Genomic DNA, 12,121 nt, shown 5'->3' with positions numbered 1-12,121 from the left:
CATCACCCCGCCAACGGCGCCGTGCTGGTGCACGCAGGGTGACACCAGCCCGCGACCCCGGCGTCGAGCCTCAAGGTCCTCACGGCGGCCGCGGCGCTGCTCAGCCTCGAGAAGACCGACCAGCTGTCCACCAAGGTCGTCCAGGGCGCGGAGCCCGGCACCGTGGTGATCGTCGGTGGCGGTGACCCGACGATCTCCGGCACGCCCGGCAGCTCGGTCTACCCCGGCGCGGCGACCCTCGACGACCTGGTCAACCAGGTGAAGCAGAAGGGCGAGGTCACCAAGGTCCTCTTCGACCTGAGCCGGTACGCGGGTGAGCCGCTCGGGCCGCAGTGGGAGTCGGCGGACATCGGTGGCGGCTCGGTCGCGCCGATCGTGCCGTTCATGGTCGACGGCGGGCGTGTCGACCCGAAGAACATCAACGGGGCGCGCACCGGCAGTCCGGGGCAGGCGGCGGCGGAGGCGTTCGCTCAGCGCATCGGGGCTCCTGGCGCGACCGTCGGCACCGCTCCGCAGGGCGCGCAGGTGCTCGGCGAGGTCAAGTCGGCGCCGATCGAGCAGCTCGTCGACAACATGATGCAGATCTCGGACAACGTCCTCACCGAGGCGATCGCCCGTGAGATCGCGATCAAGTCGGGCAACGAGCCGTCGTTCGCGGGCGGGGTCAAGGCCGTCCGGGACGTGCTGACCAAGAACGGGTTCGACCTCACCGGGGCGAGCTTCGTTGACGGCAGCGGGCTCTCCGCGAGCAACAAGATCCCGGCCAAACTGCTCACCGACGTGCTCACCGCGGCCGCCAAGCCCACGCTGGACGACCCGCGCACCGCGAAGCTCCGTCCGTTGCTGACCGCACTGCCGGTGGCGGGCGGCAGCGGCACCCTCGCCGGTCGCTACGGCGGGAACGCCTCGGACGGCAAGGGCTGGGTGCGGGCCAAGACCGGCACGCTCACCGGGGTCAACGCGCTCGCCGGGATGGTCGTCGACGTGGACGGGCGAGTGCTGGTGTTCGCGTTCATGTCGGCCAGCAACCGCAACGCGGAGCTCGAGGTGCGGCCCGCACTGGACGTGATGGCCGCTGCGTTGCGGGGTTGTGGCTGTTCGTAGCGGGGCGTGCGCAGGTAGCGTCGGAAGCGTGAACGGCGCGACGGAGGCAGAGCTCGGCCCGGTGGACTGGGAGCTGGCGGTTTCTACCGCCGTGCGGCTCGTGCGACCAGGCCCGGTGATCGGGAAGGACGAGGCGGACCACGTCGTCGGCAGGCTTCGCGAGCTGGCGCCGCAGGCGGAGGTGCACGTCCGTGAGCTGACCGGCCTCGGCCAGGGGCTGCCGCTGCTGCCGGGTGAGGTCGTGGACCGACCGGCGTGGGTCAGGGCCGCCGCACAGGGCCTTGCCGCGCTGACGGCGCCCGCCATGCCGCGCCAGTCCGGTGCGATGGCGAGCATCCTCGCGGGCACGGCCGGTGTGCAGGCCGGTGTGGTCATGGCGTTCTTGTCCTCGCGGGTGCTCGGTCAGTACGACCCGTTCAGCCCGAACGACCAACTCGCGGGACGCCTGCTGCTCGTCGCGCCGAACATCGTTGGCGCGCAACAGGCCCTGGACGTTCCCGCGGACGACTTCCGGATGTGGGTGTGCCTGCACGAGTGCACGCACCGCCTGCAGTTCACCGGAGTGCCGTGGCTGCGGAAGTACTTCTCCGACCAGGTCACCACGCTTCTCTCCACAATGGACGAGGACCGCGCGCCGCTGCCGGAGGTGATCCGCGACTTCCGGCACAAGCTGCGCGCGGGCGACGGCCCGATGGGGCTGATCGAGCTCATCCAGTCACCGCAGCAGAAAGCCGTGCTGGACCGGCTGATCGCACTGTCCACTTTGCTCGAAGGCCACGCGGATCACGTGATGGACGCCGTCGGTCCCACCGTCGTGCCGTCCGTCTCGACGATCCGCAGCCGCTTCACCGCGCGCCGCAAGGGCGGCGGACTGCTCGACCGCGTCCTGCGCACGCTGCTCGGCGTCGAGGCGAAGGTGCGTCAGTACCAGGAAGGCGCCGAGTTCACCGAGTACGTCGTGGAACGCGTCGGCATGGACGGGTTCAACGCGATCTGGACGTCCGCGGACACCCTGCCCACCCGCGCGGAGATCGCCGAACCGATGACATGGCTGCGCCGCGTGTCACCGTGAACGGCCCGGTTTCCGAGATCAGGACGGCGGTCCGCAGGTTCCTCGACGAGGTGCGCCCGGACGCGGTGACCGTCGCGGTCTCGGGCGGCGCCGACTCGCTTGCCCTGGCCGCGGCGGTGTCACGGCTCGTGCCCGGTGCTTGCGCCGTGATCGTCGATCACCAGCTCCAGCCCGGTTCGGCCGACGTGGCGTCGCGGGCGGCTCGGCAGTGTTCCGAGCTTGGTCTCGTGGCACGCGTGGAGACCGTGAAGGTGGAAGGCCCCGGCGGACCCGAAGCAGCGGCTCGAAAGGCTCGCTACGCGGCACTGAAACCCGCCGCCGGTGTCGTGCTGCTCGGCCACACGCTGGACGACCAGGCGGAGACCGTGCTGCTCGGTCTGGGCCGTGGGTCCGGTCCGCGCTCGATCGCGGGCATGCGTTCGTACGACCCGCCGTGGGGGCGTCCGTTGCTCGGCGTGTCACGGGCGGTCACACGTGCCGCATGTGTGGAGCAGGGCATCGAGGTGTGGGAGGACCCGCACAACTTGGACCCGTCGTTCACACGCGTGCGTTTGCGCACCGACGTGCTGCCGTTGCTGGAGGAGGTGCTGCAGGGCGGCGTCGCGTCGTCGTTGGCGCGCACGGCGGCCCAGCTGCGTGAGGACTGTGACGCACTCGACTCGCTGGCTTCGGCGTTCAGCGGCGACCGCTGTGCCGTCGACGACATCGCCGAGTTGCCCGCCGCACTGCGACGCAGAGTGCTCAGATCGTGGCTCATCGATGAAGGCGTGCCGGAACTGTCCGATTCGCACCTGCGTCGTGTTGACGCACTGGTGAGTGAATGGCGCGGTCAGGGCGGTGTCTGGCTACCTGGCGGCTTTGTCGTGCGGCGTGCGCATGGCAGGCTCGTTGTGGAACCACAGTCTTAAGCAGAGGGGACCTGTCCGTGTACGACGGCGACATCGCATCCGTGCTCATCACAGAGCAGGAGATCAGCGACAAGGTCACCGAACTCGCCAAGCAGGTCGCGGATGATCACCCAGAAGGTGACTCCGACCTCGTGCTGATCACCGTCCTCAAGGGCGCTGTGATGTTCATGGCCGACCTCGCCCGCGCGCTGCCCGTTCCTGTGCAGCTCGAGTTCATGGCCGTTTCGTCCTACGGCTCCTCCACGTCGTCATCCGGCGTGGTGCGGATCCTGAAGGACCTGGACCGCGACATCGCCGACCGCAACGTGGTGATCGTCGAGGACATCATCGACTCAGGGCTCACGCTGTCGTGGCTGCTCAAGAACCTGCAGTCACGCAGGCCGCGCTCGCTCGAAGTGTGCACGCTGCTGCGCAAACCCGATGCGGTGAAGGTCGAGGTGCCGGTGAAGTACGTCGGTTTCGACATTCCCAACGAGTTCGTCGTCGGCTACGGCCTCGACTACGCGGAGCGCTACCGGGACCTGCCGTACATCGGCACGCTGGACCCGAAGGTCTACTCCAGCTGAGCTTTCCCCGGACGTGAGAACGGGGGCGCCGCAGTCGTTTGCGGCGCCCCTGTTTTTCATCTGATCAGGGTCAGCAGTTCGGACGGCACCGCCGCTGCGACACCGCGTCCAGCAGCACGCCGCGGATGTCCTCCGGGTTCTTCGCCTGGTACGCCTTGCCGCCGGTAGCAGCGGAAATGGAGCGCAGAGCGTCCATGTCGACCTCGTCACCGAGGCCGACCATGATGATCGGCACCGGCTTGGCGGGGTCGGACTCCCGCTTCAGCGTCTCGATCAACGCGGCCGTGTCGATCGACGAGATGTCGTCGTTGCGCCCGTCGGTCATCAGAACGACCGAGTTGACCTTCGACGCGTCGTAACCGGACAGCACGTGCCGGTACGCCGCCAGCGTCGTGTCGTTCAACGCCGTGCCGCCGCCGACGAGCCCCGGCAGCTGGCTCGCACCGGCCTCCAGGCGCTTGCGCCGCGTCACGCCGGCCAACGGCTCGCCGAGCGGACCGATCGGGACGAGCTCGATCCAGTCGTTCGGCGGCTTCTTGTCCGTCGAGAACGCCCAAAGACCGATCGCGGTGGTGTCCGGCAGCATCGACAGAGCGGTCATGGACGCCTCAGTGGCGGACGCGACCCTCGTCTTGCCGTTTCCGCTCTTCTCGATCATCGAGCCGGAGACGTCGATGACGGTCAGCATGCGCATGTCGAGGCTGATGGCGCCCCACGTGCGCAGCAGCTCGGACACCTGGTCCGCGCCGGGGGTCTCGATCAGCTTCACGTCGCCGGCCTGCACGCCCTCGACGTCGGTCGTCCACTTGGCGGGTGCGGCGCCCTGAACGGTGCGGAAGCCCGCCTCGCCGAAGCGCTTGGACGTGTCGGCGGAGCGCAGGACCTTCTCGAACTCCGCTGCGGCCTCGCCGATTCCCTCCTGCTCGTTCGGGCGGGAGACCCGGACCAGCGGGTAGTCGAAGGAGAGCGTGCCCTCCTTGGGCGGGGCGCCCAGGACGGCGTTGTCCTTGACCGAGCGGTTGTTGGCGACGACGGACTGCTCGGTGGCGGCGAAGAGCGGTGCCTTGTCCGCGTCCGTGGTGACCTTGCCGAACGAGTCGCGGACCGAGGGCACGGCGCTGCGGCCAACGCGCAGCAGGGTGCCGACCAGCTCCGGCTTGGGCGTTCCGTCCGCGTTGCCCAGCAAAGTACGGATCACGAACAGCGCGGCGAGGCCCTCCGAGGTCATCGTCGGGTCGCTCATCGACACCTGGACCTTCGGGTCGACGACCCTGGACCAGGAGACGGGCGAGACCGGGAAGCCGATCTTGGACATGGCCTGCTCGGAACCGGCCATCACCAGCGGGCTGGACGCCAGCGAGGGCTTGATGTCCAGTTTCGGAGCCTCCGGACCGGTCTCCGCGGCCTGGCGCTGGGCCTCGGCCGCCCACATGGAGGAGTCGGGGATCCACAGCGAATGGGGGTTGATCTGCGCGGTGGGCAGCTCGTTCGCCACGTCGGCCGCGTTGCGCGACTCGACCTGGACCTGAACGCACCGGCCGTTCACCACGGGTTGTGACCGCTGGTACTCCTGCGCAGCGGCGTTCACCACATCTAACGCGGCGGGTGTGACGGCGACCTTCAACGGCAGTGCGCCTGAGCAGTCGGCGCCGCTGGTGACACGCAGTGCCACGACCGTGACGCCCGCCGCCGCGACCACTCCTAGCAGGGCGGCCACGGGGAGAGCCACCCGCCGGAACAATCCGGGGGACGTGTGACGTGCTGACATACAGTTACTTACCTTCGGTCACGTGTTCACTCTTTCGAGTGGCGGGGGAACACTCGGGGGACGAATGAGGATGACATGTGACCCCCAAACGTAATGAGATGGCGTGACCTGCGTCACTCGTCTGGACGGCCGTATTTGTTCCGGATGAACCGAACAGCGTGAACATGCGTGGTGGGGGTCACCCGCGGGAACCGGGAAGAGGCCCCGACCGTTGGTTGCTCAGTACCCGACCAGCGGGCGGTAGGCTGGTCGGACGCGGTATGTGGGTCTTCCACTGCCCGACGCGCAAGTCAGGGAGGGTCGAGGCCGCCCGCCGGCCGTAAGTGCATGGACCGCAAGCGCCTGCTTCGCAACCCGCTGCTGTGGATCGCTGCGGTGTTGCTGCTCTACTTCGTCTTCACCGTGCTCTTCGACGACTCACGGGGCTACCACCCGGTCAAGACGTCCCAAGCGCTCCAACAGGTGCGGGACGGCAAGGTCAAGGAAGCCACGATCGAGGACAAGGAGCAGCGTCTCCGTCTCACCCTCACCGACGGCACGACCTTCGAGGGCAGCAACCGCCTGATCACGCAGTTCCCGGCCAGCTCGACGGACGAGATCTTCACCGTCCTCGACGAGGCCAAGAACAAGCCGACCGTCGAGACCAAGGTCAGCCAGGAGTCCATCCTGATGCAGATCTTGATCTACCTCGTGCCGCTCGGCCTGTTGTTGCTGCTGCTCATGTGGATGATGAACAACGCTCAGGGCGGCGGCAACCGCGTTCTGAACTTCGGCAAGTCCAAGGCCAAGCAGTTGTCCAAGGACATGCCCAAGACGACGTTCGCCGACGTCGCCGGTGCCGAGGAGGCCGTCGAGGAGCTCGAGGAGATCAAGGACTTCCTCCAGAACCCCGGCCGCTACCAGGCGCTCGGCGCCAAGATCCCGAAGGGCGTGCTGCTGTACGGCCCGCCGGGAACCGGTAAGACGCTGCTCGCGCGCGCCGTCGCCGGCGAGGCGGGCGTGCCGTTCTACTCGATCTCCGGTTCGGACTTCGTCGAGATGTTCGTCGGTGTCGGTGCCTCCCGCGTCCGCGACCTGTTCGAGCAGGCCAAGCAGAACGCGCCGTGCATCATCTTCGTCGACGAGATCGACGCGGTGGGCCGCCACCGCGGTGCCGGTCTCGGCGGCGGTCACGACGAGCGCGAGCAGACGCTGAACCAGCTGCTCGTCGAGATGGACGGCTTCGACTCGCGTGGCGGGATCATCCTGATCGCGGCGACGAACCGTCCCGACATCCTCGACCCCGCCCTGCTGCGTCCCGGCCGCTTCGACCGTCAGATCCCGGTGTCCGCACCGGACCTGAAGGGCCGCAAGCAGATCCTGCGGGTGCACTCGAAGGGCAAGCCGCTGGCCGCGGACGCCGACCTCGACGGTCTCGCGAAGCGCACCGTCGGGTTCTCCGGCGCCGACCTCGCGAACGTCATCAACGAGGCAGCGCTGCTCACCGCGCGCCACAACGGCCACGTCATCGACGGTGCCGCGCTCGAGGAGTCGGTGGACCGCGTGATCGGCGGTCCTGCCCGCAAGAGCCGGATCATCTCCGAGAAGGAGAAGAAGATCACCGCGTACCACGAGGCCGGGCACGCCCTGGCCGCGTGGGCGATGCCGGACATCGACCCGGTCTACAAGGTCACGATCCTCGCCCGCGGCCGCACGGGTGGTCACACCCTCTCGGTGCCGGAAGAGGACAAGGACCTGATGACCAGGTCCGAGATGATCGCGCGACTGGTGTTCGCACTGGGTGGCCGTTCGGCCGAGGAGCTCGTCTTCCACGAGCCCACGACCGGCGCGTCCAACGACATCGAGCAGGCGACCAAGATCGCCCGCGCGATGGTCACCGAGTACGGCATGAGCGCGAAGCTCGGCGCGGTGAAGTACGGCCAGGAGCAGGGCGAGCCGTTCCTCGGCCGCTCGGCGGGCCGTCAGGCGGACTACTCGCTCGAGGTCGCGCACGAGATCGACGAGGAGGTGCGCAAGCTCATCGAGGCGGCGCACACCGAGGCGTACGAGGTGCTCGTCACCTACCGCGACGTCCTCGACGACCTCACGCTCGAGCTGATCGAGAAGGAGACCCTGCACCAGAAGGAACTGGAGCGGATCTTCGCCCGCGTCGAGAAGCGGCCGCGCATCACCCAGTTCAACGAATTCGGTGACCGCACGCCGTCCGACATCCCGCCGATCAAGACCCCCGGCGAGCTCGCCAAGGAACGCGGCGAGCCGTGGCCGCCGGTCGTCGAGGACACCATCGACGACGAACCGCAGCAGGCGGAGCCCGCTGCTGTGGAGCCGACCGAGGAACTGCCGTCGCCGAACGGTTCCAACGGTGTGCACCAGCCCGCCCAGGGCCAGGCACAACCGGTGAACCAGTCGGGCCCGCCGAACTACGGCGCACCGCCCGGATGGACCCCGGCGACAGTGCCCGGCGGCAAGCCGCACAACGTGTGGGAGCCCAAGAAGCCGCAGCCAGACCAGGACGAGCGGCAGTGACCGAGCACCACCAGCTCGACGGAGACGCCGGCCTCACCCGCAACGGGGAGGCCGGCGTCTCCGCACGGCGGGTCTTCGACCAGACGCGCGCGGAGGCAGCGGTACGCGAGCTGTTGATCGCATGCGGTGAGGATCCGGAGCGCGAAGGCCTGCGCGAGACACCCGCACGGGTGGCGCGGGCTTACCGGGAGTTGTTCGCCGGTCTCTACACCGACGCGGACAGCGTGCTCGCGAAGACTTTCGACGAGAGCCACGAGGAGCTCGTCCTCGTCACCGACATCCCGATGTTCAGCTTTTGCGAGCACCACCTGCTGCCGTTCCACGGCGTCGCGCACGTCGGCTACATCCCGAACGAGCACGGCCGCGTCACAGGCCTGTCGAAGCTCGCCAGGCTCGTTGATCTCTACTCGAAACGACCACAGGTGCAGGAACGGCTGACGTCGCAGGTCGCGGACGCGTTGGTGCGCAGGCTGGAGCCGCGCGGCGTGATCGTGGTCGTCGAGGCCGAGCATCTGTGCATGGGCATGCGCGGCGTGCGCAAGCCCGGTTCCCGGACGACGACCTCCGCGGTGCGCGGGTTGCTGCGCACGTCCGCGTCCTCACGGGCGGAGGCCATCGAGCTCATCAGAGGCCGGACCCGGTGACAGGTCTGCCGAAGCCCGGCCGTTGCGTCGTGATGGGCGTGCTGAACGTGACGCCCGACTCGTTCTCCGACGGCGGCCGCTACCTCGACCGGCATGACGCGGTGACGCACGGCGTCGAGATGCACAAGCGCGGCGCCGACCTGATCGACGTGGGCGGCGAGTCGACGAGGCCCGGCGCTGACCGTGTCGAGCCCGCCGAGGAGATCGCGCGCGTGGTACCGGTGATCCGCGCATTGGTCGCCGAGGGCGTGCCGGTCAGCGTGGACACGATGCGTGCCGCCGTCGCGTCGGCGCGTTGGAGGCGGGCGCGTCGATCGTGAACGACGTGTCCGGTGGCCTGGCGGATCCTGAGATGGCGTCCGTGGTCGCTGCTGCCGGCGTGCCGTACGTGTTGATGCACTGGCGTGGGCACAGCACGGAGATGGACTCTCTCGCGCAGTACGACGATGTCGTGACGGACGTGCGCACCGAGTTGCTGGAGCGCGTCGAGGCGGCGATGGCCGCTGGCGTCGCGGAGTCGTCGATCGTGCTCGACCCCGGTCTGGGCTTCGCGAAGCTCGGCGACCACAACTGGGAGCTGTTGCAGCGCCTGGACGAGCTGGTCGAGCTGGGCTTCCCGGTGCTGGTGGGAGCGTCGCGCAAACGCTTCCTCGGCACGTTGCTCGGCAATCGTCCACCGGACGGCAGGGAAGACGCGACCGCGGCGGTGTCTGCTTTGGCCGCGTTCAACGGAGCGTGGGGTGTGCGGGTGCACGACGTCGGCCGGACGCTGGACTCGGTCGCCGTCGCCGGTGCGTGGAGGCGGGGACATGGCTGACCGGATCGCGTTGACGGGCCTGCGGGTCCGCGGCAACCACGGGGTTTTCGAGCACGAGCGGCGCGACGGGCAGGAGTTCGTCGTGGACATCACGCTGTGGCTGGACTTGAGCACCGCGTCCCGCACGGACGATCTCAAGGAGACCTACCACTACGGCGAGCTCGCCGAGATGGCAGCGGCGATCATCGGTGGCGAACCGTGCGATCTCATCGAGACGGTGGCCGGCCGCATCGCCGACGCGGCCATGACGGACTCACGGCTGCACGCGGTCGAGGTGACGGTGCACAAGCCGTCCGCGCCGATCCCGCTGACCTTCGACGACGTGTCGGTGACGATCCGTCGGTCGCGACGGCTGGCCGCGCCGCTGCCGAAGGAAGCCCGTTGACCCGCGCTGTTCTCTCGATCGGCTCGAACCTCGGTGACCGTCTCGCGTTCCTGCAGTCCGTCGTGGACGGACTGCGTGAGCACGTCGTCGCCGTGTCGCCCGTGTACGAAACGGCGGCGTGGGGCGTGGAGGACCAGCCGGACTTCTTGAACGCCATCGTGATCGTGGATTCGGACGACGTCGACGAGTGGGGCTGGCTGCGACGCGGTCAGGCGCTGGAGAACGCCGCCGGACGCGTGCGGGAGAAGCGCTGGGGACCGCGCACGTTGGACGTGGACGTGGTTTCGGTGGACGGGGTGACCTCGGACCACCCGGAGCTGCTTCTGCCGCATCCTGGGGCGTTTGAGCGCGCAACGGTCCTCATCCCGTGGCTCGACGTCGAGCCGGACGCCGTGCTCGTGGGCCACGGACCTGTTGCCGCTCTGCCGTTCTCGGCTGAAGGTGTGCGGCGACGCGACGATCTCGAGCTGAAATCCGGTTGGATGGACTCGTGAGGTTCACCCGTCCCCGCGATCTGGCGGCCGTCGCGATCATCGCCGGGCTGCTGGCCCATCTGCTGCTGCGGCTCGCGTACGACTCGTTGCCGCCCATGCCCGCGCTGGCCGGGTCGACGCTGTTCGTGATCGCGGTCGTGGAGGTCGTGCTCGCGTTCTCGTTGCGGTCCAGGATCCAGCGACGGCAGGGAGCGCGTCCGGTGCAGCCGTTGACCGCGGCCCGTGCCGTCGCGCTGGCGAAGGCGTCGTCGGTGTTGGGCGCTTTGATGTTCGGTGCCTGGACCGGGTTGCTGATCTACGTCATCCCGGTGCGCGACTCGTTCCCTGCGGCCTCGAAGGACCTGGTGGCGGCCGTGATCGGGGTGATTTCGGCGCTGGCCTTGACGGCTGCGGCGCTGTGGTTGGAACACTGCTGCAAGACGCCGACGGAGACTCCCGGGAAGGATTAGATACCCGGCCATAGGTCTCAGTCGCATAACTACGCGGTACCGTAGTCCCCATGACCGGGCGAGGCGCGTCGACCGACGACGAGCAGAATGATCACGGTCGTGGCTCCGGGCGATTGCTGTTGGTAGCGGCATTGACGCTTGCCCTCGGGGCCGCGGCGGTGCTCGTGGCGAGCGACAGCGCCCGCATGCTGCGCCTGGCCGTGGTGGCCGCGCTGTGGGCGGCGCTGGTGGGCGCCTTTCTCGCCGCCAAGTACCGCAAGCAGGTCACCGAGCGCGACGACGAGGTGGCCGATCTCCAGTCCGTCTACGAACTGGAGCTGGAGCGCGAGGTCGCTGCTCGTCGCGAGTACGAGCTCGAGATCGAGTCCGAGACCCGCAAGCGCATCGAGGAAGAGTCGCGCGCGGACATCGAGGCCCTGCGCGCCGATCTGCACGCCCTGCGCGACAACCTCCAGGCGCTGCTGGGCGGCGACGTGCTGGTCGAACGCGTCGCGTTGCGCGCGGAGTCGACCCGCCTGCGCTCCCTGGCCTCGGACGCGTCCCGCCTGACCGCGGGCCCCGAGAAGCGCATCATCAACGCCAAGCCCGTGATCTCCACTTCGTCTTCGGTGGAGAAGCCGTCGGAGCGCACCGAGCTGATCGAGCGCGTCGCCCACGACGCCAAGGTGCAGCCGCCGCGTCGTGAGCCAGCCAGGCCTGAGCCCACGCGGCCGGAGCCGACCAGGAACTCGCCGCGACCCCAGCCCGCGGTGGTGCGCCGCGAGCCCGTGAAGGCCGCGAAGCAGGAGCCGATCCGTCAGCAGCCCAGGCCCGCCGCCGCGTCCGTGTCGGCGAGGCTCGGTGCCGCGACACCTCCCCCTCCTGGGGCGCAGAAGGTTCCACCGCCGACCGTCAAGGCCCCGCCCGTTCAGGCTCAGGTCCAGCGAACCGAGCGGGTGCCCAGGCCGCAACAGAACCGCACCGACGCGTTGTCGCGGCCGGAGCAGCCCCCGAAGGCGCCCACCGCGGTCGCCAAGGCCGTGGAGACCCGCAAGCCAGAGCCGCGGTCCCGCGTCGCCGAGCGCACCGAGATGATCGACCCGAAGGTGCTGGAGTCACGAACGCAGGCGACCGGTGGCGGACGTCGGCGGGCCGATGACCGTCCTGCTCCCGCGCAGGACAGCGGTTCCTGGGAGACGTTGAAGCCGGACAGCCCTTCCAGCTCCGGCGGCCGCAGGCGTGCCGACGACCCGCCGGCCAGGCGTTCCGCGTCCGAGGACTCGCTGGTGTCGTTGCCGCCCGCGGGACGGCGAGCTCCCGACCAGTCGTCGGCCCGGTTGCCCGTGGTCTCCACCGGACGGCGATCCGCGGCGGACGACGTACCGGTGTCGGGGCGCCGGGTGGCCGAG

General features: G+C 69.1%; 11 protein-coding genes and 2 pseudogenes. 12 read left to right on the top strand and 1 reads right to left on the bottom strand.

Annotated elements, in window-relative coordinates:
• Positions 1-57: 57 nt before the first annotated feature.
• From FXN61_RS55955 to hpt, 5 genes and pseudogenes are all read left to right on the top strand, one after another.
• Positions 58-432: pseudogene (locus tag FXN61_RS55955) on the top strand (D-alanyl-D-alanine carboxypeptidase); the annotation flags it as partial.
• Entirely contained in the window at positions 418-1,104 is a 687-nt protein-coding gene (gene dacB, locus FXN61_RS40485) for a D-alanyl-D-alanine carboxypeptidase/D-alanyl-D-alanine endopeptidase (RefSeq protein ID WP_312878376.1), read from the top strand. The pseudogene FXN61_RS55955 and the gene dacB, both read left to right, overlap by 15 nt.
• A gap of 28 nt (positions 1,105-1,132) precedes the next feature.
• Entirely contained in the window at positions 1,133-2,176 is a 1,044-nt protein-coding gene (locus FXN61_RS40480; RefSeq protein WP_167979172.1) for an Rv3626c family coenzyme F420 biosynthesis-associated protein, read from the top strand.
• A complete protein-coding gene (tilS, locus tag FXN61_RS40475) occupies positions 2,152-3,084 on the top strand; it encodes a tRNA lysidine(34) synthetase TilS (RefSeq protein ID WP_167979171.1) in 933 nt (310 codons plus the stop codon). The genes FXN61_RS40480 and tilS overlap by 25 nt, the downstream gene beginning before the upstream one ends.
• A 17-nt stretch (positions 3,085-3,101) precedes the next feature.
• Complete coding sequence (hpt, locus tag FXN61_RS40470; protein WP_030472607.1) at positions 3,102-3,650, top strand: hypoxanthine phosphoribosyltransferase; 549 nt, start codon at positions 3,102-3,104, stop codon at positions 3,648-3,650.
• Positions 3,651-3,720: 70 nt separating this feature from the next.
• Here the strand turns inward: hpt and FXN61_RS40465 are convergent, their stop codons facing one another.
• Positions 3,721-5,379: a substrate-binding domain-containing protein gene (locus tag FXN61_RS40465; RefSeq protein ID WP_312878374.1), complete on the bottom strand. Its 1,659-nt coding sequence runs from the start codon at positions 5,377-5,379 to the stop codon at positions 3,721-3,723.
• A gap of 366 nt (positions 5,380-5,745) precedes the next feature.
• Here FXN61_RS40465 and ftsH point away from each other — a divergent pair, with 366 nt between their 5' ends.
• The 7 genes and pseudogenes from ftsH to FXN61_RS40430 all read left to right on the top strand — a co-directional run.
• Entirely contained in the window at positions 5,746-7,944 is a 2,199-nt protein-coding gene (ftsH, locus tag FXN61_RS40460) for an ATP-dependent zinc metalloprotease FtsH (protein ID WP_167979169.1), read from the top strand.
• The gene (folE, locus tag FXN61_RS40455; protein ID WP_167979168.1) at positions 7,941-8,588 is read left to right on the top strand and encodes a GTP cyclohydrolase I FolE; all 648 of its coding nucleotides are present in this window, start codon (positions 7,941-7,943) and stop codon (positions 8,586-8,588) included. The genes ftsH and folE overlap by 4 nt, the downstream gene beginning before the upstream one ends.
• Positions 8,589-8,620: 32 nt before the next feature.
• Positions 8,621-9,405, top strand: a pseudogene (folP, locus tag FXN61_RS40450) (dihydropteroate synthase).
• Entirely contained in the window at positions 9,398-9,790 is a 393-nt protein-coding gene (gene folB / locus FXN61_RS40445) for a dihydroneopterin aldolase (RefSeq protein ID WP_167979167.1), read from the top strand. The pseudogene folP and the gene folB overlap by 8 nt, the downstream one beginning before the upstream one ends.
• On the top strand, positions 9,787-10,284 hold the full coding sequence (gene folK / locus FXN61_RS40440; RefSeq protein WP_167979166.1) for a 2-amino-4-hydroxy-6-hydroxymethyldihydropteridine diphosphokinase: 498 nt from the start codon (positions 9,787-9,789) through the stop codon (positions 10,282-10,284). The genes folB and folK overlap by 4 nt, the downstream gene beginning before the upstream one ends.
• On the top strand, positions 10,281-10,733 hold the full coding sequence (locus FXN61_RS40435) for a DUF3180 domain-containing protein (RefSeq protein ID WP_167979165.1): 453 nt from the start codon (positions 10,281-10,283) through the stop codon (positions 10,731-10,733). Before folK ends, FXN61_RS40435 begins: the two co-directional genes overlap by 4 nt.
• Positions 10,734-10,783: 50 nt before the next feature.
• Positions 10,784-12,121: DUF6779 domain-containing protein (locus tag FXN61_RS40430; RefSeq protein ID WP_376770802.1), on the top strand; the 1,338-nt coding region annotated here is incomplete at its 3' end.

This window comes from Lentzea indica (assembly GCF_012184385.1).
In the GTDB taxonomy this organism is placed as follows: Bacteria; Actinomycetota; Actinomycetes; order Mycobacteriales; family Pseudonocardiaceae; genus Lentzea; species Lentzea indica.
The sequence above is the reverse complement of the archived record's forward strand: the minus strand, read 5'-3'. Positions and strand labels throughout refer to the sequence as shown.